The sequence below is a fragment of the Trichocoleus desertorum ATA4-8-CV12 genome, from assembly GCA_019358975.1.
GTDB lineage: Bacteria > Cyanobacteriota > Cyanobacteriia > FACHB-46 > FACHB-46 > Trichocoleus > Trichocoleus desertorum_A.
Map to the genome: position 1 here is coordinate 240853 of JAHHIL010000003.1, position 25623 is coordinate 266475.

General features: G+C 49.7%; 19 protein-coding genes. 8 read left to right on the plus strand and 11 right to left on the minus strand.

Annotated elements, in window-relative coordinates:
* Nucleotides 1–23: 23 nt before the first annotated feature.
* Nucleotides 24–281 (plus strand): hypothetical protein, encoded by a 258-nt coding sequence (locus KME12_05355; GenBank protein MBW4487198.1) that lies wholly within the window; start codon nucleotides 24–26, stop codon nucleotides 279–281.
* 30 nt (nucleotides 282–311) lie between these two features.
* On the opposite strand, the gene wecB is transcribed toward KME12_05355, so the two are convergent.
* A complete protein-coding gene (wecB, locus tag KME12_05360; GenBank protein ID MBW4487199.1) occupies nucleotides 312–1424 on the minus strand; it encodes a UDP-N-acetylglucosamine 2-epimerase (non-hydrolyzing) in 1113 nt (370 codons plus the stop codon).
* Between the two features lie 441 nt (nucleotides 1425–1865).
* On the opposite strand from wecB, the gene KME12_05365 reads away from it, so the two are divergent.
* A complete protein-coding gene (locus KME12_05365; protein ID MBW4487200.1) occupies nucleotides 1866–3218 on the plus strand; it encodes a type IV pilus twitching motility protein PilT in 1353 nt (450 codons plus the stop codon).
* 212 nt (nucleotides 3219–3430) lie between these two features.
* The gene (locus KME12_05370) at nucleotides 3431–4207 is read left to right on the plus strand and encodes a circadian clock KaiB family protein (protein MBW4487201.1); all 777 of its coding nucleotides are present in this window, start codon (nucleotides 3431–3433) and stop codon (nucleotides 4205–4207) included.
* 39 nt (nucleotides 4208–4246) lie between these two features.
* On the opposite strand, the gene KME12_05375 is transcribed toward KME12_05370, so the two are convergent.
* Nucleotides 4247–5803, minus strand: a complete 1557-nt coding sequence (locus KME12_05375; protein ID MBW4487202.1) for a redoxin domain-containing protein — start codon at nucleotides 5801–5803, stop codon at nucleotides 4247–4249.
* A gap of 31 nt (nucleotides 5804–5834) precedes the next feature.
* The gene (locus KME12_05380) at nucleotides 5835–8402 is read right to left on the minus strand and encodes a hypothetical protein (GenBank protein ID MBW4487203.1); all 2568 of its coding nucleotides are present in this window, start codon (nucleotides 8400–8402) and stop codon (nucleotides 5835–5837) included.
* 675 nt (nucleotides 8403–9077) lie between these two features.
* On the opposite strand from KME12_05380, the gene psaA reads away from it, so the two are divergent.
* Nucleotides 9078–11333 (plus strand): photosystem I core protein PsaA, encoded by a 2256-nt coding sequence (psaA, locus tag KME12_05385; GenBank protein ID MBW4487204.1) that lies wholly within the window; start codon nucleotides 9078–9080, stop codon nucleotides 11331–11333.
* Between the two features lie 24 nt (nucleotides 11334–11357).
* Nucleotides 11358–13574, plus strand: coding sequence for a photosystem I core protein PsaB (gene psaB / locus KME12_05390; protein ID MBW4487205.1), 2217 nt, complete (start codon nucleotides 11358–11360; stop codon nucleotides 13572–13574).
* A 299-nt stretch (nucleotides 13575–13873) separates the two neighbouring features.
* Here psaB and KME12_05395 read toward each other — a convergent pair whose 3' ends face one another.
* Nucleotides 13874–14542, minus strand: coding sequence for an endonuclease III (locus KME12_05395; GenBank protein MBW4487206.1), 669 nt, complete (start codon nucleotides 14540–14542; stop codon nucleotides 13874–13876).
* Between the two features lie 104 nt (nucleotides 14543–14646).
* Between KME12_05395 and KME12_05400 the strand changes: the two genes are divergently transcribed.
* Nucleotides 14647–15210, plus strand: coding sequence for a Uma2 family endonuclease (locus KME12_05400; protein MBW4487207.1), 564 nt, complete (start codon nucleotides 14647–14649; stop codon nucleotides 15208–15210).
* Between the two features lie 28 nt (nucleotides 15211–15238).
* Here the strand turns inward: KME12_05400 and KME12_05405 are convergent, their stop codons facing one another.
* Together KME12_05405 and KME12_05410 are read right to left on the minus strand one after the other, a co-directional pair.
* Complete coding sequence (locus KME12_05405) at nucleotides 15239–15487, minus strand: hypothetical protein (GenBank protein MBW4487208.1); 249 nt, start codon at nucleotides 15485–15487, stop codon at nucleotides 15239–15241.
* A 108-nt stretch (nucleotides 15488–15595) separates the two neighbouring features.
* Complete coding sequence (locus KME12_05410; protein ID MBW4487209.1) at nucleotides 15596–18025, minus strand: NACHT domain-containing NTPase; 2430 nt, start codon at nucleotides 18023–18025, stop codon at nucleotides 15596–15598.
* Nucleotides 18026–18185: 160 nt separating this feature from the next.
* On the opposite strand from KME12_05410, the gene KME12_05415 reads away from it, so the two are divergent.
* Nucleotides 18186–18389, plus strand: a complete 204-nt coding sequence (locus tag KME12_05415) for a hypothetical protein (protein MBW4487210.1) — start codon at nucleotides 18186–18188, stop codon at nucleotides 18387–18389.
* Between the two features lie 216 nt (nucleotides 18390–18605).
* Here the strand turns inward: KME12_05415 and KME12_05420 are convergent, their stop codons facing one another.
* The 3 genes from KME12_05420 to KME12_05430 all read right to left on the minus strand — a co-directional run bounded on the left by KME12_05420 (nucleotide 18606) and on the right by KME12_05430 (nucleotide 20391).
* The gene (locus KME12_05420) at nucleotides 18606–18818 is read right to left on the minus strand and encodes a hypothetical protein (protein ID MBW4487211.1); all 213 of its coding nucleotides are present in this window, start codon (nucleotides 18816–18818) and stop codon (nucleotides 18606–18608) included.
* Nucleotides 18819–18986: 168 nt separating this feature from the next.
* Nucleotides 18987–19505, minus strand: a complete 519-nt coding sequence (locus KME12_05425; GenBank protein ID MBW4487212.1) for a pentapeptide repeat-containing protein — start codon at nucleotides 19503–19505, stop codon at nucleotides 18987–18989.
* A 136-nt stretch (nucleotides 19506–19641) separates the two neighbouring features.
* Nucleotides 19642–20391, minus strand: coding sequence for a DUF561 domain-containing protein (locus tag KME12_05430; protein MBW4487213.1), 750 nt, complete (start codon nucleotides 20389–20391; stop codon nucleotides 19642–19644).
* 142 nt (nucleotides 20392–20533) lie between these two features.
* Here KME12_05430 and KME12_05435 point away from each other — a divergent pair, with 142 nt between their 5' ends.
* Nucleotides 20534–20830 carry a peptidase gene (locus tag KME12_05435; protein MBW4487214.1) on the plus strand — a complete coding sequence of 99 codons (297 nt, stop codon included), beginning with the start codon at nucleotides 20534–20536 and terminating at the stop codon, nucleotides 20828–20830.
* A 53-nt stretch (nucleotides 20831–20883) separates the two neighbouring features.
* On the opposite strand, the gene KME12_05440 is transcribed toward KME12_05435, so the two are convergent.
* Nucleotides 20884–21846, minus strand: coding sequence for a PRC-barrel domain-containing protein (locus KME12_05440; GenBank protein MBW4487215.1), 963 nt, complete (start codon nucleotides 21844–21846; stop codon nucleotides 20884–20886).
* A gap of 53 nt (nucleotides 21847–21899) precedes the next feature.
* Complete coding sequence (gene smc / locus KME12_05445) at nucleotides 21900–25499, minus strand: chromosome segregation protein SMC (GenBank protein ID MBW4487216.1); 3600 nt, start codon at nucleotides 25497–25499, stop codon at nucleotides 21900–21902.
* Between the last annotated feature and the right edge of the window lie 124 nt (nucleotides 25500–25623).

The following is a 25623-nucleotide window of genomic DNA, read 5'->3' on the forward strand; positions in this document are numbered from 1 at the left end:
CGGACAATACAGGCACCAATGACATTAATAAAAATAAGTTTTTCTATCCTGTGGGGCGGTATTACGGTGAGTTCACACCCGAATACTTAGCCTTTAACGCCAACTTGCAAGAGTTTACCCAGCGAGTCTCTATCATTTGTGGCTTAGAGGCAGGCGGCAAAATCTCTCCTCAAGACGCTTATGAGGAAATTCGGGCTTTATGGCACCAGCTCAAAACCTCCAAGCAAAATTTGCTAGATCAGCAGCGTCCGCCTCAGGTTGAGCCACCCATAGAAAATTGAACAGTTACTGTTTTTGCTCCACCCAAACAATCAACCAAAATATTGAGTCACAATCTGCAAGATTCGCTCAGCCGCTCGTCCATCGCCAAAGGGGTTAACCGCCGTTGCCATCGCTTCATAAGCTGTGGGGTTGCTTAGGAGGTTAGATGCTGCGCTCACAACGTCAGAGGGGCGTGTCCCAACTAACTTGGCAGTACCAGCCGCGATCGCTTCGGGTCGTTCTGTGGTTTCCCGCAACACCAACACAGGTTTGCCCAAGCTCGGAGCTTCTTCTTGCAGCCCCCCAGAGTCCGTAAGCAGCAAATGACAGCGTTGGATCGCTCCAACCAAATCAGCATAATCTAGAGGTTCAGTCAGAAAGGCTCTAGGATGCTTGCCTAAAAGCGCTTGCAAGGGTTCTCGTACCGTTGGATTGCGGTGTAGCGGTAGTAGTAAAGCGGTATCAGGGAATTTATCCAGAATTTGGAGAAAGCTTTGACCAATATCTTGCAAAGGCTCACCCCAGTTTTCCCGACGATGTACGGTAGCTAGAAGTACTCGATGTTGCTGCCAATCTAAACCAGGAATATTACAGATAGGGCGCTGCGCTGCCACAGATAGCAAGGCATCAATCACCGTATTACCTGTTTGGTGAATTTCGCCGACCACGCCAGAGCGCTGCAAATGCTCCACAGCCAAACTGGTCGGAGCGAAATGAAGCTGAGTCAGTTGCGAAATCAACCGACGATTTGCTTCCTCTGGGTAAGGGTTGTAGAGGTCGTCTGTCCGCAAACCCGCTTCGACATGACCCACCGGAATTTTTTGGTAAAACGCTGCGATCGCAGCAGCAAATGCTGTAGTGGTATCGCCTTGCACCAAAACGATTTGCGGCTCAATCTCCTTAAATAGACGCTCTAACCCTTGCAAACTGCGACAAGTGATATCAGTCAGGGTTTGCTGAGGCTGCATAATCGCCAAGTCTTGATCGGCTTGCAGATCAAATAGTTGCATGACCTGGGCAACCATTTCTCGATGTTGACCTGTCAAAACTACATGCGTGTCAAAAAGGTCGGAACGCCGAAACTGTTGAATCACAGGGGCCATTTTGATGGCTTCTGGGCGGGTGCCTAACGTCACGCAAACTCGAATGGGAAATTGCTGCATTGAACTGAATCGCTCTTAAATCACAACTCACGCAAAGGCTTTTCCTAGGCTAATGGCCTCTGCCAACCCTGCCTCACTTCATAACACTTATACCCGATACCTGTCTCTCCTAGTACCTGTCACTCAATGCTTCGCTGAGGCATAAGACATAGCAATTTCATTCGCTTTGATCCTTTGACAAAGTTACGGGGAACCCTGATCGAGATGGAAGTCAATCAAATGCTTTGACCAAAATCTTTGGCTTGGGTATATACGTTAGAAAAGTTTTGCAGTTACTCTATGGAATGATAGGTAGTTGCGTATCCTGACAAAAAAGTCAAGCCTTTCATCTAGGAAGTTAAGGCAGTCGGGAATTTGAAGCTTTTCCCAGTCAAATCTGCATCGGCTTGACAGACTTCTACGGGTTGTTTGCATCTCAGCGTTCTTGTAGAGAAGTAGTATATGACAGAATCACAGCGCCCACCCACCTCGCCGCCCCCTGCTCCTGGTCCCCGCGTCCCTCCACCGCCTCCACCCCCCATGCGGTCTGCTGCCACTACTGTACCTACAGGAGCTACTCAGCAAATGCCTCCGCAGACGATGCCTATGCCAGCTGCTACCGCAGTTCAAAATCCTGCGCCTCCTCCAATGGCACCTCCTCCAGCGCCTCCTGGGGTCCCTGCTGGGGTTCCTGCTGGACACCGTCCTGGCGCACCTCCGAGTGCTCCGAACGCAGCTCGCAAAACCAATACTGGCGCACCTACTCTAGAGCAGTTGGTCCGGGAAGCGTTTGACAAAGGCTTTTCTGATGTTCACTTAGGTGTAGGTGAAATACCTCGATTCCGGAACCGAGGAGAAATTGACACCACCAATTATCCCGTATCTGATGAAGCAACCTTTATGGGGTGGTTGCGAGAGATTTTGTCGGATGAAGAAATTCGGCGCTTTCAGGACACTCTAGATTTTGACGGTGCTTCTCAGTACGAATTTGCCCGTATCCGGATCAATATTTTTGATTCCCTACATGGGCCTGCAATGGTACTGCGATTAATCCCAGTGAAGATCTTGACGATGGAGGAACTCAGTCTACCTCAAGTCTTCCGTGACTTTTGTCACTATCACAAGGGTTTGATTTTGGTGACAGGGCCAACGGGTTCGGGTAAGTCCACCACGATGGCGGCGATGATCGACTACATCAATAAGGAGATGCCCAAAAACATCATCTCCATTGAGGACCCGATTGAATTCGTCCACAAAAGTCGGCGATCGCTGATCAAGCAGCGGGAAGTAGGGATTAACACCCTCAAGTTTGATAACGCCCTGAAAGCCTCTTTGCGGGAAGACCCAGACATCATCCTAATTGGGGAGATGCGCGATCGCGAGACAGTGAACACGGCACTTAAGGCAGCACAAACAGGTCACTTAGTGTTTGGTACTCTGCACACCAACAGCGCTGTGAAAACGATTGAGCGGATTTTGAACCTCTATAACCCAGAGGAGCAAGGCCCCATGCGGATTCAGGTGGCAGAATCTCTCATCGGTGTCATTGCTCAGGGTCTCGTGCGGACGACCGACGGCAAACGGGCTGCGATTCACGAAATCATGATCAACACTGACGCCATCCGTGACTACATTAAGCGGGGCGAAGTGGATGAAGTTGAGGCGATCATTCCGAAATGTACCTTTGACGGTATGTGTACGATGAACCAGTCTCTGTACAAACTGTATGAAGCAGGTCGGATTACCGAGGAAACCGCACTAGAAGCATCGCCTAAGGCGAATGAAATGGCGATGACCCTGAGAGGCCGTATCTAGCAAGAGGCAGCTAACTCAGCAATAAGGGTTAGACCTTTTTCACTGGCTTCACCTGTAAAGCTTTAAGCAGAAAACAGACTGTTTAAGCGAGTTATTCACTTCAAGCAACTGCTTTCATCTAGAAAGTGGTTGCTTTTTTATGTGCCCGTTAACCGCAGCACCAGATTAAATCTCTACAATCTTCATATGATCTTCTCAACTGTAAATATCTCTTGAATCAAGTTCGCTCTGCCCCACCACAACTATTCAAAGGCATTGCCCTATTTACGCCTAAAGGGGATTTGATCTATTGCATAGACCCAAGTAAGCAAAAGCGTTGGCATTTACATTTGTGCGTGGCTTTGCAAGAAATTTTGGGTTTGTCGGAGCCTCCTCATTTTCTGGTGCCTTGTTATACAGCCACAATCGATCGCTGGCTAGACCCACAAACCCAGCAGGTACGAGTTGTTGCCGAGGCTTACCCTCCGGTTTTGCGTCATCAAGCTTTACTCAATGCTTTATTTGAGACAAAACATTTAGTTTGGCAGCCAGTTCCCATCACAAATAACTTGTGTGAGCCAGTCGTTCTGGCAATGCATCGCCGTCAGTTTCCCCAGCTATGGGAATCTCATGAATTGATTGTGCGCTTCGATCAAAACTTTTCTCGTTGGGACAATGCTGTTCCTGGGCGATCGCCTGATCCAGACGAGACAACCCCTCCCCCTGAGCGAACGGCACAAGGCTATGTACTGCGGCTATTTGTATCTGGGCATAGTGCCGCCACTGAACGCACCTTGCAAACTCTGCATGAACTCTTAGAAACTTCGCTGCATCATCCTTACACACTCAAAGTTATTGACATTTTGAAGCATCCAGAGCAAGCCGAGACAGACCAAGTTTCTGCTACGCCAACACTAGTGAGAGTTTGGCCCCGTCCAGTTCGACGCATCGTTGGTGAACTAAATAATGTCAACCGAATTCTCCAAGTGCTGGGTGCGTCAGAGCCTTAATAGTCTGAGGAGACACTTTCCATGTCGGCACTTGGAGAGTCAATCTGACACCTGTGTCACCTGGGATTCAGTCGTAAATTCTGGAAAACAGAGCGTTGGGGCACACAGTCCTGGGAAAGCCAGCGTCGTTACACTCAAAGTATCAAGGGCTACGCAGCGAATAGCATGGTTGTTGGTATCCGCCACATAGAGGCAGTTATCCCAAACGCTAAGACCAGAGGGTTCTGCAAAGGTACTGGTGATGCCTTGCCCATCTTGATGACCAGATTTCCCATTGCCTAAACGGGTTTGGCAGAGCTGAGTGCTGAGGTTGATTTGCTTGATTTTTTGGTTGTAGGTATCCGCAACCCATAAATTTCCTTGAGCGTAGGTAATTCCTAAACAGTGCTGTAGCCGCACCTCTTCCCCAATGCCATCTACGTCCCCAAAATCAAATAACTGACCGCTGCCACAGATAGTCCTGACTTGATAGTTTGCCCCTAAACCAACTGCCCGGATGGAACTGATCTCGCTGTCTGCAACATAAAGCTCTTGTCCATCGGTAGTGATGCCACTGGGCTGAGCAAAAGCTGCTTGGGTTGGTTCTCCATCTACACCCGCTTCTGCACCAGTGCCCGCATAGGTTTGGATGAATCCAGTAGGCAGGTGCATAGCCCAGATTTGGTGTGACCCTGCCATCGTAATGAAGAGGCGATCGCCCACCAACACCAAATCCCAAGGAGAATTTAACGGCGTTTCTAAAGCTGGGCCTTGCTGAGGTCGAATTAAACGGTTTTGGATGCCTGTACCAGCGATCGTCTCTACTCGTTGCTGTTTCAGGTCAACACGGCGCAAGACATGGTTTTCGGTATCGGCTACATAGAGAATTGACTGGTCTGAATCCAGACTCATCCCTTGGGGTGCAAAAAAGTTGGCTTCTACAAAAGTGCCATCCACTAACCCAGGCTCTCCCGAACCGATTACATGCCGTACTTCACCCGCTAGCGTGGTCATGACCAGCCGATGATGTCCAGAGTCAGCCACAAATGACCAAACTTCTGAATCCACCTGACCGACTAAAACTTTGCCGGGAAAAGCAAAAGGACTGCTCAGGGATTGCTGTTGCTTTTCGAGCGTGAAACTCAGCTCTTTTAACTGCAAAGTTTCTTGAGTTTGAGAATTTTGTAACAGTTCATCCAAGAAAGCTTCTAGGCGATCGCGACTCACCTCCCCAGTCAAAGAATGCCGCACATAGCCAGCAGGGTCAATGATGACTAAAGTGGGCCAAGCTCGAACCGCGTACTGCTGCCAAACTTCAAAATCGCTATCTACCAGCACTGGGTGAGCAATGTCATAGCGCAAAATTGCTTGACGAATGCTGTCTAGCTCTTGCTCGTTGGTAAATTTAGCAGAGTGAATCCCAATTATGGTCAGGCTGTCTTTGTACTTCTGCTCCAGGTATTTCAGAGTTGGCAGAATATGCAGGCAATTGATGCAGCCGTAGGTCCAAAAGTCCAATAAAACAAATCGACCCCGGAGCGATCGCAGCGTCAAAGGATGAGCTGTGTTCAACCAGGGTCGGTTTTGAGGAAATTCTGGGGCTCTAACGCGGGACATGGCAATCTCCTAGCAACTAGCCCCAGGGATTTTAAGGCGCTTCTACAGGTTCTACCTCTAAATTATCAATTGCAGTGCCAGTGTTAGCTTCTACGTCATCAGCAGTATCTGTAGCTGCGGGTGAGCTAGGAGCCGCAAACTTTTCGCGCAATTGCTGTAAGCGCTCAGATGGCTCCGGAGCCCGAATAATAGGCACTTCTTTAGGCGCAGCAGGTGGAACTACAGGCGCTGGCTGCGGACGTTTGCGAATTGTGGTTGTCTGCTTAGGTTGAGCTGGTTTTGGCTTCGGCACCACTACTTCCGGCAAGGTGGGAGTCACAATGGGCGCAGGCATTACAGGGGCAGGAGTCGCCTGATGCAGCCGTTCGAAGATGTCTCCGTACTTAGACTCCAGCGTTGGCTCAGGAACTGCGGGTTCTGCTACGGATGGCTCTGGGCTAGGAGCGATCGCGGGTTCTGAAGATTCGGCGCTAGGTGCTACTTCTGGAGACTCGATCGCTGGGGGTGCAGCGGTTGGCGCAGAAGAACTAGGGGCTGGCTTCTGAAAGCGATTAAAGAAACCACCAGGCTTGGCCGTTGCTTTAGGTTCTACGGGAGCAGGTGCAGCTTCAGGAATAGGGGCAGGCTCCGTGACAGAACTTTCGGGTGCCACCTGATCCACTGAAGGTGCCACTGGTTCTGGTACGGGTGCCTCGATAACCTCAGGCAGGCTCGGGGCTACCGTTGGAGTGGGCGCGGCAGGAGCTAAACCACGAAAACGATTAAAGAACCCGCCTGGTTTAGATTCAGTTGGTTGAGCTTTGGTTTTCTCTTCTAGAGAAGGCGTTGCAGATGGCGTTTCGGCGTCAACTGGCGTTGGCTCAGTCGTTTCTGTGGGTGCTGGCTCGGCTGCTGGAGATTCTATGACTGGCGCAAGGCTAGGAGCAGGCGATCGCAGATTGAAGAAGCCTGTTGGTTTTGCACTTTCAGGGCTTTCAGTCTGGGTCGGCTTCTCAGCAGCTTCCGGCGATGCAGTAGGAATTGCAGCAGAAGTTGGCTCTGTGTCACTAGAACTCTCTGAGGCTGGAGCTTCTAGCAAGTCTGGCAAAGTAGGCACAGCACTAGGCACTGGAATGACAGGGCTAGGTGCTGAACGGCGGAAGCGGTTGAAAAAACCACCTGGTTTTGGCTTTGCAGTCTCTAAAGGCTCTGTTGGGACTACTGGTGATTCTGTCTCCTCTTTGGTTATGGAGGAAGGAGCCGTTTCCTCTAGAGAGGGCGCGATCGCGGGTTCGGGCTGAATTTCTGGAAGAGTCTCAGGCTCTGGAGCCTCAATCACTTCTGGCTTGCTTCTAGGGATGAAGTTGGGCTTGGGGGTGGTGTAAATCGGTTCAGTCGGGGTCCGGAAGCGATTGAAGTAGCCACCTGGTTTGAGTGCTTCTGGTTGCTGAATCTGAGGTGGAACTGAAACAGGGGGTTGGCTGGCCTTCGGCTCAGGCAGAGTTTCGGTAAAAGGCGTAGGAGTAAATTGCTCTTCTGGTTGCTCCTCTGCTGGCCGCTCCTCTGCTGGCTGCTCCTCTAGCTCCTCTAAGGGTTGCTCCTCTACAAATTCGGGGAACGTGGGAGCTTTGACCGCAGGGCTGGGAACTGGCGCGATCGCTTTAGGTCCAGGAGCGGGGGTTTCCGACTTATAGTTCGGGTCAACAATGCCACGCGCTTGTTCTGCGGTGATCTCTCCTCGGACTAGCTTAGACAGCGTATCTTGGCCGTTGAGGTCGTAAGTGATCAACCGCACCGTATTGTTAAAGGCGTTCTCGATCGGCTTGCCCTTCTCATCGAGCAACTCTAGCTGTACCCAGTTTTTACCAGGCTGAAAACCCTTGAGATAGAGTGGCTGCCAGCGATCGAAGATGAAACTCTCGCCATTAATAGTGCAGCGAATCCGCCAGTCAGAGATATCATCATCGTCTTCTTCCTGGGCTACCAAATGTAAAGGCGCATTGGTGAGGTAGAAATCGAGCATGATCGGCTCGGCCCCATAGTCTCCTTTAGGGCGGCTATAAGTTAGCAGCGGCTGTTCCAGAGCAGGCGTATTTTCTTGGGTCTTAGTAAAAACATGAAAAGTAGTCTGGGCGTAGGCTCCTTCATTCTTGAAGCTTTCATGCCAAGGGCGAGAAGCAAAGACTCGTAGAGTATGGGTTCCGGGTGCTACATCTTTCAAGACCAAAGGTTGCTCAGCGTTATAAACAGCCTCATAAGGCTCATTGTCTAAAATCACATGTAAATGTGGCCCTAGGCCCAGTTGAGCATCTTTGAACAGAGGTAAATCTGTAACTTGGAACCGCACCGGTACAGTGTTGTCTTGCAGCACCTCACTGGGGCGAGGGCTAAGAATCGAGACTTGAGGCTGATACTTTTCTAAGCTTTGCCGCAGTGTTTGAATGACTTCCGGCGGAGAAACTTCTGAGATTTTGCCTGCTTTCCCGACAAGTTGAGGAGATCCAGCGGGACCAGGGAGTCGCGCTTCGGAGCGATCGCCACAGCTTACTAGGCCCACCACCAAACTAACTGCTACTAGGAATGAAACGAAACCTTTAGCAGCACACCGCCAATTCATCACAAACACGCAGCAATACTCCTAAGCGATCGACATCAAAAATCTTTACGCAAATCATTCCTAAGGAACTAAGCGAAAAAGGCTTTAACTCCCCGATTGCACCTCAGTTGAGTATGAGTCATTCCGGAGTTACAGCACGATATTACTCTAAGGCTTAAGACTATATTCCCAGGTCTTGGCCTTGGAAAGAAGCCATTTTTCTTGCTTTTCAGCCATTTTCGTAGACTTTGAGCGCAACTTCAGTCTAGGGGCTGACCTGCCAAAGGAGTCTCCAGAAGCAATCACTTTCTTACACTTCATGGCGCTGTGTGAACTTATGCAAATCTCCTTGACATTTGACCCAGCATCACAAAACGCCAAGCTCAGACCCACTCCTGCTTTAGACAACTTGAATTATTGTTAACTGCTTCGTAAACACACCGTAAGGCAAGCCTATAATTCACCTTGAAGCTCCCCTCAGGCACTCCGCATCATATTTCAACCTCTCGCGGGATGATAATGACAGCGATTGCATTCTTTTCTGAATCCCAAATTCAGATGGGGTTACAAAGCTTAGTTCAGGTCTCATAAATCTGGATTCAGCATCTGTAACGGTTCAGAAAAGGGCTCTAGGTGAATTCACAACACCTCTGAGGGTGGGAGATTCCTCGTTCCTTGTCTAAAGAGAGGAGAGTCTCAATGGCAGTTAGTCCACAGGAGCGAGAGGCTAAAGCAAGGGTGGTCGTTGACAAAGACCCAGTTCCTACTTCTTTTCAGAAGTGGGCGCAACCAGGGCACTTTGACCGGACCCTCGCTCGAGGACCCAAAACCACTACTTGGATTTGGAATCTTCATGCCCTCGCTCACGATTTTGATAGTCATACTAGTGACTTAGAAGACGTATCCCGTAAAATCTTCAGTGCTCACTTTGGCCACCTGGCTGTAGTGTTCATCTGGCTCAGCGGGATGTATTTTCATGGCGCTCGCTTTTCAAACTATGAAGCTTGGCTGGCTAACCCTCTAGGCGTTAAACCTAGCGCTCAAGTGGTTTGGCCGATTTTTGGCCAAGAAATTTTGAATGCAGACGTAGGCGGCGGTTTCCAAGGTATTCAAATCACCTCTGGTTTCTTCTATCTCTGGCGCGCTGCTGGCTTTACTAATACCTACCAGCTATATGTCACCGCTATTGGTGGTCTGGTAGCAGCTGCTCTGATGCTGTTTGCTGGCTGGTTCCACTACCACAAACGGGCTCCAAAGCTGGAGTGGTTCCAAAACGTTGAGTCTATGCTCAACCACCACTTGGCTGGTCTATTCGGTTTGGGCTCGCTGTCTTGGGCTGGTCACCAAATCCACGTAGCGCTGCCTATCAACGCCTTGCTAGATGCAGGTGTTCCAGCTGATCAGATTCCTCTGCCCCACGAGTTCATCCTGAACTCCAACTTAATGGCAGAGATTTTCCCTAGCTTTGCTAAGGGTCTAACTCCTTTCTTCACCTTGAACTGGGGTGAGTATGCAGACTTCCTGACCTTCAAAGGCGGTCTGAATCCAGTGACAGGTGGTTTATGGCTGACTGATACTGCCCATCACCATTTGGCGATCGCAGTTCTGTTCTTGATTGCTGGTCACCAGTACCGCACCAACTGGGGTATCGGCCACAGCATCAAGACCATTCTCGAAAACCATAAGGGTCCCTTTACTGGCGAAGGCCACAAGGGTCTTTACGAAAACCTGACCACTTCTTGGCACGCTCAACTGTCAATCAACCTAGCAATGGTTGGTTCCTTGAGCATCATCGTGGCTCAGCACATGTATGCGATGCCTCCGTACCCCTACATGGCGACGGATTACGCGACGCAGCTTTCAATCTTTACTCACCACATGTGGATCGGTGGCTTCTTCATCGTCGGTGGAGCTGCTCACGCTGCAATCTTCATGGTGCGTGACTACGACCCAGTCGTAAATCAAAACAACCTCCTAGATCGTGTCCTGCGTCATCGGGATGCCATCATTTCTCACCTCAACTGGGTGTGCATTTTCTTGGGCCTCCACAGCTTCGGTCTGTACGTTCATAACGACACGATGCGGGCTTTGGGTCGTCCTCAAGATATGTTCTCGGATTCTGCAATTCAGTTGCAGCCTATCTTTGCTCAGTGGATCCAAAATGTTCACACCTTAGCTCCAGGTGGTACTGCTCCCAACGCGCTGGCTCCAGCTAGTTATGCGTTTGGTGGTGGGGCTGTTGCTGTCGGCGGCAAGGTCGCAATGATGCCAATCGCATTGGGTACGGCGGACTTCATGGTTCACCACATCCATGCGTTCACAATCCACGTGACTGTCTTGATCCTGCTCAAGGGCGTACTATTCGCTCGCGGATCTCGCCTAGTTCCTGACAAAGCCAACCTAGGCTTCCGTTTCCCTTGCGACGGTCCTGGTCGTGGCGGCACCTGCCAGGTTTCTGGTTGGGACCATGTCTTCCTAGGTTTGTTCTGGATGTACAACTCTCTCTCCATTGCTATCTTCCACTTCAGCTGGAAAATGCAATCGGATGTGTGGGGTACTGTGAATCCTGATGGCACCGTGTCTCATGTCACGGGTGGCAACTTTGCTCAAAGTGCAATCACGATCAACGGCTGGTTGCGTGACTTCCTCTGGGCACAAGCTTCTCAGGTCATTCAGTCCTACGGTACAGCACTGTCTGCTTATGGCTTGCTGTTCCTCGGCGCTCACTTTGTTTGGGCATTCAGCCTGATGTTCCTGTTCAGCGGTCGCGGCTACTGGCAAGAACTGATTGAGTCTATTGTTTGGGCTCACAACAAACTGAAAGTGGCTCCTTCTATCCAGCCTCGTGCTTTGAGCATCATTCAAGGTCGTGCGGTAGGGGTAGCTCACTTCCTCCTGGGAGGAATTGCCACAACCTGGGCATTCTTCCTAGCTCGATCAATTTCGATAGGATAAGGGCGAGGAGGACACCCTAAAACTATGGCAACTAAATTCCCTAAATTTAGCCAGGACCTCGCTCAAGATCCGACCACACGTCGGATTTGGTACGGGATCGCGACGGCTCACGACTTTGAAAGCCATGACGGCATGACAGAGGAAAATCTTTACCAAAAGATTTTCGCTTCCCACTTCGGTCACTTGGCAATCATCTTCCTGTGGACTTCTAGCCTCCTGTTCCACGTCGCCTGGCAAGGTAACTTCGAAACCTGGATCAAAGATCCACTCAATGTCCGTCCCATTGCTCACGCGATTTGGGACCCTCACTTTGGCCAACCTGCCATTGATGCGTTCACTCAAGGTGGCGCTTCTGGCCCGGTTAACGTTGCTTACTCTGGGGTTTACCACTGGTGGTACACCATCGGGATGCGTACTAACGGCGACCTTTACCAAGGTTCCGTGTTCCTACTCATTCTCTCTGCGATCTTCTTGTTCGCAGGTTGGTTGCACCTCCAGCCCAAGTTCCGTCCTAGCCTCTCTTGGTTCAAGAATGCTGAATCTCGCCTGAACCACCACCTGGCTGGTTTGTTCGGTGTTAGCTCTCTGGCTTGGACTGGTCACTTGGTTCACGTTGCAATCCCCGAATCTCGTGGACAGCACGTGGGTTGGGATAACTTCTTGACCACTCTGCCTCACCCAGAAGGTCTGCGTCCCTTCTTCACAGGTAACTGGGGTGTTTATGCAGAAAATCCAGACAGTGCTCAGCACTTGTTTGGTACCTCCGAAGGTGCGGGTAACGCAATTCTGACTTTCTTGGGTGGCTTCCATCCTCAGACTCAGTCCTTGTGGCTGACTGATATGGCTCACCACCACCTAGCGATCGCAGTGATTTTCATCATTGCGGGTCACCAGTACCGCACCAACTTCGGTATTGGTCACAACATCAAAGACATGCTGAATGCCAAGAACTTCTTTGGCGCTAGAACTGAAGGTCAAGGTAACTTGCCTCACCAAGGCTTGTACGACACCTACAACAACTCTCTGCACTTCCAATTAGGCATTCACCTGGCAGCGCTAGGAACCGTGCTTTCTCTGGTGGCGCAGCACATGTATGCGATGCCTCCTTACGCCTTCATGGCTAAGGACTTCACCACTCAGGCGGCTCTGTACACCCATCACCAGTACATTGCAGGCTTCTTCATGATTGGTGCGTTCGCTCACGGCGCTATCTTCTGGGTTCGTGACTACGATCCAGATCAGAACAAAGGCAACGTGCTCGATCGCGTCCTCCGTCACAAAGAAGCAATCATCTCTCACCTGAGCTGGGTTTCTCTCTTCCTGGGCTTCCACACCCTGGGTCTATACGTCCACAACGACGTAGTAGTTGCTTTCGGTACTCCTGAAAAGCAAATCCTGATTGAGCCTGTATTCGCTCAGTTCATTCAGGCTTCTCACGGTAAGGCTCTCTATGGCTTCAACACTCTGCTATCCAATGCAGATAGTGTTGCTTCCAATGCTGGCGCTACTTACCTACCTGGTTGGCTCGATGCCATCAACAGCGGCACCAACTCCCTCTTCTTGACCATCGGTCCTGGCGACTTCCTAGTTCACCATGCGATCGCTCTGGGTCTGCACGTTACGACCCTGATTTGCGTCAAGGGTGCGTTGGATGCTCGCGGTACTAAGCTGATGCCCGATAAAAAGGACTTTGGCTTTACCTTCCCTTGCGACGGTCCCGGACGGGGCGGCACTTGCCAAACCTCTGCTTGGGAACAGTCGTTCTACCTTGCTGTTTTCTGGATGCTGAACACCCTGGGTTGGGTTACCTTCTACTGGCACTGGAAGCATCTGGCTGTATGGCAGGGTAACGTAGCTCAGTTTAATGAGTCTTCTACTTACCTCATGGGCTGGCTGCGCGATTACCTCTGGCTGAACTCTGCTCAGTTGATCAATGGGTACAACCCCTATGGCATGAACAACCTAGCAGTCTGGTCGTGGATGTTCCTCTTTGGACACCTGGTTTGGGCAACTGGTTTCATGTTCTTGATCTCCTGGAGAGGTTACTGGCAAGAATTGATCGAAACCTTGGTTTGGGCGCACGAGCGTACTCCTCTAGCTAACCTGGTTCGCTGGAAAGATAAGCCTGTTGCTCTATCCATCGTTCAAGGCTGGTTGACTGGTCTAATCCACTTCACGGTTGGCTACGTCCTCACCTACGCTGCTTTCCTCATCGCCTCCACTGCTAGCAAGTTCGGTTAATCTTTACCGATTGACTCTCGCGTTAGCTGTATAGGTCAAACGAACTCCTCTGCCGCAAGGTGGGGGAGTTTTGTTATGGCTAGTTTTTTCAGCTACTCTCAAAGGAATGTGTCACGCTTATCAATCTGCAAGCCCCCTAAATCCCCCCTTCTGGGATGCCCGATAGGGCTTTATTCTGGGGGACTTTGACTCTTGTTCCCCCCAAATTTGGGGGGCTAGGGAGGCCTGGTTCGGAACGCTTTCGTTGTATGAAACAGCCCTGCGATTTTGGGGGACTAGGGGGCGAAAATGGCGGCAAGTTAACGATGGCTCTCAACTTCAACTTGCTGACACATCTCCAGGACTGGACAAGTAGAACAACGAGGGCGATCGCCTGTACAAATATGTTTGCCAAAGGGCACCAGTAATCGATTGATTTCAATCCAGTAGTCAGAGGGTAATTGCTTCTCTAGCGCCGCCAAAGTTTTCTCTGGAGTGCGGGTGTGGACGTAGCCCCAGCGATTGGTAACGCGATGGACGTGAATATCCACACTGATGTAAGGCTGATTGCCAGCAATGCCCAAAACCAGATGAGCGCATTTAGGGCCAACGCCATTAAAAGAAAGCAAGGTGTTGAGGTCGCAGGGGAGAACGCCATTATGTTCTTCTACCGCTTGTTGGGCGATCGCGTGAATTTGGGGCGCTTTGCCTTCGTGAAAAGTGGAGTCGCTGATGAGTTGGTCAATTTCGGCAATCGTGAGTTGGCTGACTTCAGCAGGAGTCCGAGCTTGCTGAAACAGGCGGCGAGACACAGGTAAGGTTGTTTCGTCACGGGTGCGAATCGAGATCATGCAAGCGATTAGCAACTCAAAGACGGAGTTGTAGCCCTCTTCAGCAAGTTCAAACAAAGCTGCTTTTGGGAAGGGTTCTACAGCTTGCCAAATCTGTGCGAGCGCGATGTCAATCTCAAATGGTTGCTTCTGGCTCATAGCATTCTCCCTCACACCCTCTATGCTTTTCAGGGTAGATCAGCGATCGCCTTTATGGAGCTTGCCAAGGCTAAACTAAAAGTGAAACCACCCTCGCGAATTGTATGGTTCTGGAGCTTCGCTTATTAACGGTGCAAGACTATCACCGGATGACAGAAACCGGGATTCTGGATGCTGAGGAACGGGTTGAATTAATTGCAGGGCAAATTGTTCGGATGGCAGCGAAAGGAACCGCCCACAGTGCGGCAGTGACTCGCGTTGAATTATTGTTGCGAAGCTGCTTAGGGCATCAAGTGTTATTGCGGCTGCAAGACCCAATCCAGCTAGATAACTATTCTGAGCCAGAGCCAGATATTGCGGTTGTCAAGCTTAACTCGCACTATTACGAAGATCATCACCCCAGACCATCGGATGTGTATTTAGTGATTGAGGTAGCGGATACAACGCTTCAGCGTGACCTGAAGACTAAAGCACTCCTCTATGCTCAATCGGGCATTCCTGACTACTGGGTGCTGGATATTAACGATCGCCAATTGCATGTGTTTCGTTCGCCCAGTTCTAGCGGTTATCAGCAAGAGTTAATTTTGGCAGAGGCGATGAATGTGGCTCCGCTAGCCTTCCCCAATTGTGCGATCGCGGTGCGAGAGATGCTGTCGTCGGTTCAGTGATGGTTCTTGCTCCAGTCAAATGCTAGAGCTAGGCTTCGGCTTGCTGAGTTTGAATCTCTTTCAGCAACTGGTCATCGGAGTAGGAGTTTTCCCAGTCGCCTTGTAGCTCTAGCCGTACTGATTGCGCTCCACCGCTCGGAGTACAGACGACTCGATAGGTGTCTTTGTCTTCGTTAATTTGCGCGGCTTCCTGTTTCTCGGCATTTTGGGAAAGCCCTGCATAAGCTTGAATACAGCTCCAGGTAATCCCCTCGGCATCGGTGACTTCTCTTGGCATGGCGTCTCATACTCAGCTTTACGGTTTGTAGAGAGAATTATGGCTGAGCGATCGCGTTAGGGGCTTCTATCACAGGCATGAAGCGGGTCTGTACCCTTAGTCGCTTTGTTAAGAAGCTTTTGCGACTTTGTACTTCTCAATTTCCGCGATCGGTAGAAGTAACGTATCTTCAATTTCTTGCCGCACTTCTCGACTGACGTAGCAATCGCTGTTGAGGCAATCAACCAATAACTCGTTCGCATCGCGATAATCATGTATTAGCTGTTGTTGCTCATCGCTAAAGTGCCAGTCATGCCCGATATTACAGTGTTCTGCTATTAAACTTTTTAATTCATTGAACCAATGGTTGCCATTAGTCCACCACCAGTTGAGAAACTCAATACTGACTTTACCGTTTCTAGAAAAGTTACAAAGTTCTTTATCTAATTTAGGTAATAATCTCCCAATGTCAGGATCGAGTTCGCAAGCAGTCTCAAGGGCTATATATAAACCTTTTTCAGGAGGAACAATATAAGATTCTGAATTCCTCTTCTTGATGTTTGAATATCTGCTTTCCAAAGTACTAGCTAGCCTTAAAGCATGACTAAGAGAATGCTCAAAAATTAGCCTAGAAGAAATATCATGAATAGATCGAAGGTTTTTGTCAATTCGCTTGGGGTATCTTAGAAATGAATTAAGGTCGTCAGGTAAGTTATATGCAACTCCACTACCGAAACCTATTTTGAAATAAAAAAATCGGACAGCAGCTGGTTTTAGAGTGTTATTGAAGGAAAAAGATTTTCTATTAATCCAGAAAAGAAAAGCTTGAAGTTGGTCTTCTTGAGCAATTAAAGCATCGATTCTTTTTTTCATGCATTTAAGCCAGTCATCAGCTTTTCTCATCATGCCTGTAGAAAGTAAAAAAACTTCCCGCCACCGTCTTTCAGTGATGTGAGTGATTAATTGGTCATATGAATTGCCAGAGACAATCTCTCTTGCTGCGAAGTACTCTTGAAAGGTTAAGTGAGAAAAAGAATAAATTCCTTTCGCTCGCTCTGCCAAGAGCCCATGCTGGCTCTCAATTGATTTTAATACCGCTTCACTGTTGAGTAGCAACGCTTCTGGATCTGTTTGAGCATCAGGTAAATTGCTAATGTAGTCAGCAATATAGATTTCGACAGTTTTTTTCTTGAAGAAATAATCCTTCTGCTGAAAAGTAGTGAGTGCAACTTGGCTAAGCAAATCTTCCTTGCGCTTCAGTGATAGCTGTTTGTAAACTTGGTCACGCTCAATGCGGCGACTAGTATCCCATTTACTTAATAAAACTCCTAATCCTCGCTCATATAACTCAGCTCGATTATTCGGGAATTCTAGTAATTCTTCAAATTCTAAACATAAAAGCGTTAGTAGTAGTGGATTGGTAGCTAACTCTTTAATTGGCTTATACTCTTCCAGCTTCTCAATTAGCTTTCTTGTTAAATCCTCAGCATTTTTAGGCTCTCGGCACCTGAACCAATTTTCAACAAAAGTATAAATCTGTTTATCATTAAAATCTGCGACTTCCACTTCCGTAAACTGCTGAAATGTGTATTCTTTGGCAGCGATTCGACACGTGACTACAAATTGATTTGCGTAAAACTGCTCAACAAATTCTCGAATTTGTCTTAGAATTCGCGTTGTGTCTTCCTCCCGTACCTCATCCAAACCATCTAACAGAATTAAAAATTTTCCTTGACAAATGAATGCTTGAAAGAATGCCGAATTGTATTGTTGAGATGAGGAATTATTCGTGTTGGTATGAACATCTGCTATCAATCGCTCTAGGTAGGCCAATAAATCTAGTTGATCCTCATCTTCTGCAAAATCCTTGAGAGTAATAAAGACGGGAATGCGATCAGCTTGAAAGTTGCTCTCAATACATTGCATCGCAAGGTATTTCAAAAAAGTACTCTTTCCTGCTCCTGGTTTGCCCAACACCATCAATTTTGAATAGCGTTCAACCGCTTCTAATCCTGGCACTCGTTTTTCAGCCACTCGACTCAAGCCAAAGCGATCGAACTCTTCGAGATCACACCCTTGCAACAACTCCTCAATCCCTAACCGCCTACGTCCCGTAATCTTCTCCAAAATATTGACGTTGGTATAAATCCCCTGCTCTCCTGTTAGCGCCACTGGGTGAGTCATATCCAGCACCCGCATCGTCCCGCAGCGCTCTTTGATCAGTGGCTTAATCTGCTCCCGCACCGCTTGCACCAGAGCATCAACATCATTACCTGCCTCATTTGGTTGAGTGTTGCCAGCAGGCTTCCATTTTTGAAATTGCTCAATCAAATAATCTTGTAGCTTTTGTAGTTTGACGGGGCCGCGTCCCCCAATCGCGAATTTTCCATAAATCTTGCCGAGTCTGGTGCTCAGCGCACTGTCAGAGATATGCAAGCTATCTGCAACTTCTTGCCGACTCTTGTTGCTTCCAAACAGCTCCGTCAATACCTCAGTTTCACCTAAAGACAGTTCTTTCTCACGGGCGATCTGGGCCAGAAATTCACGAGGAAACGGCATTCGCGGGTTTTGCAATCACATTAAGGCCAGTGTAGCCAAAGCCTCTTAGCAAGTTTGGACTTAAGTCACGCCAAGTCAGCCCAAGTCAGCTTATGTGCAATGAATAGCTACTAAAAGAAATTGAGACAGTGACTTCAACAAGTTAATCGAGGTCACGGCAATGGTTGAAAGTTTTGTTTACCTAACCCTGCGGAAATCTGCTGAAGTTGTTTTGGGCCTGCTGCTCAAGAAGCTTTGGGAATGGGCATTTAGCGATCGCAACCTCAAACACTCCAGCAACTACCTGAAAATGCAACTGCTGATTCTCTATTTCGATTGGGTTTTACTAAAAACTCCGCTGCCCCCTCCCCGAAAAATCTTCTAACTCCTCATTCCCTCGCAGGGAAAGGGGTTGGGGGGTTAGGTCTTAATGCGATCGCTCTTCCAAATACCTAAGGGGCGATCGCTCATCAAGCCTCTGTACTACTAACAAGAGGCAAAAATCTTTAGGTCCAGTCTTCAATCGATAAACCAGAGATTTGTCCAAAGTCAGCACTGTTCCGAGTTAGTAAAACTGCTCGATTCACCAGTGCGATCGCCTCTACCCGTCGGCTGGCTGTAGAGAACTTGGACGGAGGGAGTCACGGTACTCGCGTCCCAATTGCATCGCTTCATCATAGGTTGCGTTGTCAGCAAATGCTCCAACAATTTGCTCCCACCAAGGTTTAGAGGATATACCATTCTCCACTTTGCTTTTAAGTCGTGAAACTTCAGCTTCTAAATAAGCTACCCGTTCTTCTAACTGTTCTGGCATTCGGAACAGACCTCATAAAACTCGACTTCTAATTTGATCGTAGGTCACTAACATAAGACTTTGCACCTTTTGTCCCTAAGCGATCAACTTTCAAGAACTGCCAAAACATAGAACTGAAGCAGTACAGATTGGGGGCGATCGCTCTCCTAAATACCTAAGGGGCGATCGCTACAACTTCACGGAACCGTCGGGTAGGGTGGCTCCTTTGAGATTTGCGCCTTCGAGATTGGCACAGCCACCTAAATTGAAGCGAAGGGTAGCTCCGTCTGGATTGGCGTTGAGATTAAAGTTCAGCAGCGTGCGGTTGGGGTCAGCAGCAGTATCACTCGATTCCATATTCAAGCTGACATCAGCACTGTCTTCATCGGCTCGGAGATTAAACTTGAGTGCCGTGCATCCTAAATTAGCTCGTTCCAGATTGGCCTTTTCCAGATTCGCCCGTTCCAGATTGGCATTGCCCAAACTCGCACCTTGGAGATTTGCGCTTGCTAAGTTAGCGCCTGCCAAATTTACGCCAGTTAAATCTAAGCCCTGAAGGTTCGTGCCGCTCAGATTGCAGCCTTGGCATTGCTTTGTCGCCAGCAACTCTTTCACTTGCCCTTGCCGAATCGCTCTAGGCACATAAATCACTGCGGTGGCTCCCAGGGCAATTAGCACAGAGGCACTCGCCAGGGTCTTCAGTTTCATAAGAGGGATGAGAAGTCTACACTTCTAGACTCAGGTTAATGAGCACTACAAAAATAATGACCTCTTTTCCGAGAATTTGCTCCCCTTCCCTACGAGGGAAGGGGCTGGGGGCTAGGTCTCGCAGTTGCGATCGCGCCTACACAGTTACTTGAGCGCGGCTTACAGTAGCAAGCGATTCTACCAAGCTGCGAACCACCGCAATCATGGCAACTTCGCTGTTGAGCTGGTTAACGGCAGAACCCACGCCCACACCCGCTGCTCCAGCCGCGATCGCCAGAGGTGCAGTGATGCTAGATAAACCAGACGCACACAGAACCGGAACGCTCACGGCACGAGAAATTTCTGCGGCGGCTGCTAGGGTGGGAGCTGCTTTCTCAATCAAGCCCAAGGTGCCAGGGTGAGCGGGAGCGCTGCTGGTGCCGCCTTCCGTTTGGATGATGTCTGCGCCAGCTTTCACCAATTCTTCAGCGAGTTGCACTTGCTGGTCGAGGGGCAGAATGTGAGGCACCGTCACAGACAAGGTGATGTGGGGGAGGAGCGCGCGAGTTGCTTTGGTTAGGGCCAGCACTTCCTCTGCTTCAAAACGACGACCTTGAGCGTAGAAGCTATCAAAGTTGCCAATTTCAATCAAGTCAGCACCCGCTTCGACTGCGGCCACAAATTGCTCAGGTTCAACCGCAGAAACGCAAATCGGGAGGCTGATAGCTTGACGCACTTGGCGCACGAGTTCAGGATCAGCAGCGATATCAACGAACGTCGCGCCACCCAGTTCAGCCGCTTTAGCCACTGCTAAAACATTCTCTGCATCAAAATTATGCAAACCGCTGATAATTTTGAGCGCACGGCCTTGCTCGAAAGCGCTTTGTAGCGTAGGAAGAATGGTCATGATCCGTCTCAAGGTAAAAAACGTATGGATCATTTTGGCATTCCTGGCATCTGGATACTAGTACCTTGTGAAAGTTAAAGTACAAGCAGGTTGAACATCTTTCACCCTATAGCCCTTTCCCTCTATTACGAGTGAGATGCCCATGAATCGCTTCAATCGTTTGGTGCGGCAATATCACCGCAAGATTGCTTTAGTTTTGGCTCTGCCCTTATTGCTGACGGTACTGACTGGCATGGCTTACACCATCTTGGTGGAATGGTTTCAGCAAGGTGCGATCGCCCCAACTATCCTCAGCATTCACAACGGAGAGATCTTGGGTTTAAGCGGAATCTACCCAATTCTCAACGGTTTGGGATTGTTGGGCCTGTTAGCCACTGGTTTACCCATGACCAGTTTGTTTCCAAAACGGCGCACACAAAAAGAAGCCAGCGATCGCTAGCTTCCCTTGCATTGTATTAACGAACCCTGAGAGCAATGAGATTCAGTAGGTGCTTAGAATCCTTCTTCTTCGTACTCAGGCGCTTTGGTTTTTTCTGGAATGTTTAGCTTTTGAGGCTTGTAGGGCTTATCATCTGCCCAGGCATCTTCTACTAGCTCTTCTTCGTAGGTGCCTGCGAAATCATCTTCGTAGGCATCATCGTAGCTGGAGGTATAGCGATCGCGATCAGTGGCTTCGCTCCAGTTGTCTTCCTCATCATAATAAGCAGGCTCGACTTGGCGTTGCTGGCGCAGTTGCTTGGGAGCGGGTTGACCTCCCCAGTCGTCTTCACTCCAAGCTTCTTCTACCACGGGCTGAGGCGTCCGCAGGGGTTGCTGCATGGTAGGAATCCGTACGCCGCTGCCCAGTTGATTTTCAGCCGGAGTGGTAGGCAGAATGTAGTCTTCCTCTTCCTCGCGCTCCCAAGGGGCACGGCCAATCCCAATTCGCTCTAACAGACCCACGGTGAGTTGTGTGACTCGCTCTTCTGCCCCTTCAAAGACAATCAGGCGATCGGGACCACTACTGACAATTTCTTCAATCGGTAACTCGTAGGTGCTGACGACTTGATCAGGAATCAGCGGCACCCCTAAGGAGGCAATAATTAGAGAATAAACTTTGCCATCCTCAACGTTGAACCGGAAACCGCGGACCCGACCCAGCATTTCACCCGTTTCTGTAATCACTTCGCTGTTGATCAGGGTGCTATAGCCATCAATATTGATGTCGTCAAGTGCGGTGTCGTTATCAACAAGGGCCACATCCCCAATCTGACGAATGCTGTTCAAGCTCATAAACTGAGGCATATTGCCTAGGACACCGGAAAGCAGGTTTTCTCGAAGACCGAGCGCGACGACTTCTCGCCGATCTACGTCCACCCACAACTGACTGACGACTCCCAAACGCTTACCTGTATCGCGGGTAATCACTTGAGTGCCAAGGAGATCGGAGCGTTGCCAGATTTTGTCAGATGTCATTATGTCCGAGTCCTGATCGTGAATCCTAGCTACTAAGTATCAATATTACTAAATCATACCGAGGCACTTTGAGGCTCTAGTTTAATGCCTATCACTTGAGTATGCGCCCCACGAGCTTGGGTAACACCAATCGTACGCTCAGCAGACTCAATCATAGGACGGCGAAGACTCACCACAATAAACTGCGCTTGTTGGGCCTGTTGCCTAATCATTCTAGCTAATCGCTCCACGTTTGCTCCATCCAAGAACATGTCCACCTCGTCGAAAGCGTAGAACGGCGAGGGACGGTAGCGTTGTAGAGCAAAGATGAAACTAAGTGCAGTTAAGGATTTTTCACCCCCCGACATCGAGGCGAGGCGTTGCACAGGTTTACCTTTCGGGTGCGCGACTAGATTTAGTCCACTATTAAATGGATCTTGGTGATCGTCCAATTGCAAATGCCCGTCTCCATCGGAGAGTTCGGCAAAGATGACTTGGAAGTTGGCATTCACTGCATCAAAGGCTTCCTTAAAGGCTCGCTGCCGCAGAGTCGTGAAATTTTCAATGCGGAGAAGTAGTTCGGTGCGCTCTTCTTCCAGGATGGTTAGCTTTTGCGTTAGTTCTTCTAGTCGGGTTTGGGTGCGATCGTACTCTTCTAGCGCCAGCATGTTGACAGGCTCCATTGCCTGAATCCGCTTTTGCAGCGATCGCAACTCTTGCTGCAATTGCTCTAAACCCAGATTTTCGGGCAGTTCAGGTAATGGATCGGGCAGTTCTGCTTGTTGTTCGGTCAGTTGTTGTTGCAGTTCTACCAACTGTTGCCGTTGAGCCAGGAGAGTTTCTTGCAGTTTTTGCCGTTGCCACTCTAGCTGTTGTTGCGCAGTTTGCCGTTCGCGCAGTTGTCGCTCCAGGCGATCGCGGGCTTGCTTGGAAACTCCCAAGGTTTTCTCTAAGGTCGCCAGTTCAGCTTGAGTTTGGGCAATCTGCTGTTCCAGCGTGGCTCGTTGTTCGCTCAAGGTAGCTTGCTGATTTACTTGAGCCTCTTGCTGTGTGCGGAACTCTTGCAGGCGGGTTTGGCCTTGTTGCACCTTTTCTTGCAATCGTTGTTGTTGATTTTCTAGGTCTTTCAGTCGTTGCTCCGCAGCCCGCAACGCTAACTCTCGCTCATGCAGTTGTGCTTCTTGAGCCCGAATCGCCACCTGAATTTGCTGCCACTCACTATGAGTTTGGGATTGCTCTAGCTCAGCCAGAGTTTGCCGCCACGCTTGCAGTTGTGCTTCCTGGGCGGGAATCGCGGTTTCTAGAGTTTGTAACCTGGTTTGAGCCGTGGTTAGCTCTTGCGAGTTTTGCTGGAGTTGGGTTTCCAGTTGCGATCGCTGCTGAGTCAGGCTCTTTAGCTCTTTTTGTACCTGCTCCACTTGCAGTTGGTTTTCCCGGTAAGCTTGGCGAGCTTCAATTAGTTCTTGCGATCGCTGCTTTGCCAAGACAGAGGCTTTGGCGATCTCATTGGTGCAACGGTTGAGGATGCGATCGATCTCTTGTAAGCGTTTTTTTAGCTCGACAATCTCGGCTGATTCGGTGGGGTCAGCCTTCCCAAAATGGATGGCGTAACGGCTATCGCTACTACCCCCGCTCATCGCGCCGCTGGTTTCTAACAATTCGCCATCTAGCGTCACCATGCGGTGCTTGCCGATATAGCGGCGGGCATCGTTTAGAGTTTCGAAGACCACGGTGTAGCCAAACACATAGGCAAACACATCGAGATAACGCGGATCGCACTCGATCAAGTTCACAGCGTAGTCCACAAAGCCAGAGCCAACCCGTTCCCAAGGTGCGCTAGAAATCCGGGGAGCTTGAATTTTGTTCAGCGGTAGAAAGGTGGCTCGTCCAGCGCGTTTTTGCTTCAGCAGCTCAATCCCAGCCGCCGCCACCGCATCATCTTCTACGACTAACTGACCTAAGCGACCACCCGCCGCCGTTTCTAGCGCCAACTGATACTGTGGCTCCACCCGACCCAGTTGCGCCACTAAACCGCAGACTCCGGGCATTCCCGTTTGCAGAATCAGCCTTGTGGCATGAGTCCCCTGAGATTCCTGGGCTGCTTGAGCTTGGGCTTCTAGTTTGTCTAGGCGGCGATGCTTCTCCCGCTGCTCTTGCAAGAGACGAGTTTCGGTGTCTTTTTGAATTTGCAGATTTTGCTCAACATTCGCGACGGCTTGAGCAAGCTCCTGCACTTGCTGGGCTAAACGATCGCGGGTTTCGCTTTGTTGAGTGGCGATCGCTTCCTTCTCCGCGATCTCTTGAGTCACCGCCTCTAATAACTGCGTTTGTTCTTGAATTTGCCGCTCTAGTTGGGTGGTTCGTTCCCGCAACCGCGCTTGCTCAGTGCGCTGGGGTTCCAAGCTTTGCAGCAGCGTGTCGATTTGTTGGTGCAGGCTGGTTTGTTGCTGTACCCAAGCTTCCGAAGCCGAGGCGATCGTGCTGGCCGCTTCACGATTCTGATTTAAGGCACGCTCAGCCTCATCTCGCGCCTTTTGTAGAGGGGCTAGACTCTGCATTCCTGCGGTTTGTTGCTGAGCCAAGTTCTCCAGAGTCTTTAGATTCTCCTGGATTTCCTGCTGTGTTCTGGTCAGACTAGCCGCTGTTTCTTGACTCGCTTTGGTTAAATCCTGTTGTTGTCGTTGCAGTTGCCGTAGCTCAGCTTCACGAGTGGCAAGGGTGGCTTGCAGGGCGAGTTGTTCTTCCTCCCCCAAAGCTTTAACTCGACTGTTGAGTTCTTCTAGTTCTGTCGTGGCTTGTAGCACTTCAGCCGCAACCGTAGTCAGTTGGGCAGCTAGCTCTGTAGTCTGGCGATCGCCTGCTTCAATTTGCTGGTGCAGTTGCTGTGCTTGCCGCTGTTGTGTCCGCCAAGCCAACACGCCTTCCCACTGTTCTTTGGCTTGCAGGTCTTTGCGTAATTTCTGATATTTCTCAGCTTTAACGCGGTCTTGCGCCAAGCGATCGCGCTGCACTACTAATTCATTTTCGACAATGCGAAAGCGATCCTCCCGTTCTTTAACCGCGTCAAGCTTGTCTTTGGCTTGAATAATCTTGCGATCAAAAGAGGCTACCCCAGCCAGCTCATCAATGATGGCGCGACGTTCACGAGGGTTCATAGAAATGATGCTGGTCACATCCCCCTGGAGCACCACATTGTAGCCTTCCGGGTAAATCCGCAACCGATTCAGATGCTCGTGCAGTTCGGTAAGGGTGCAAGGTTCCCCGTTGATGTAGTAGTTGGAAGTGTAGGTGCCTTGCTGCGTCACCCGGAGCTTCCGCGTCACTGTCCAATCACTCGACTCCGAACTTTGTAACTTAAACTTGTTCTCCGAGTTAGGGTTCTCAGCCGCTAGGTTCGAGAGTTCGCCTTCTAGATCAAAAGTGACAGTGACACTCGCTTCAACCGTAGAACGTCCCCGTGCCGTCTGTTGGTTGTTGACCAAATCAGGTAAACGCTCAGCCCGCATTCCTTTGGAACTAGACAGACCCAAGGCAAACAGTAGTGCATCCAGAATATTAGACTTCCCCGATCCGTTTGGCCCTGAAACCACTGTAAAACCAGGGAGCAACGGAACAGGTGTCGTGCCACCAAAAGATTTGAAATTAGAGAGTTCTACCCGCTTGACGTATACCACTAGCGAAGCTTCTAGTAAGTACAAATTTACTAACTACTGTACCAGATGAGAATCACCAGATGACAATAATGTCCAACAGAGTAGCACGAGCCTCTTCAGAAGGGAAAAGAGAAAGTTTAATTAC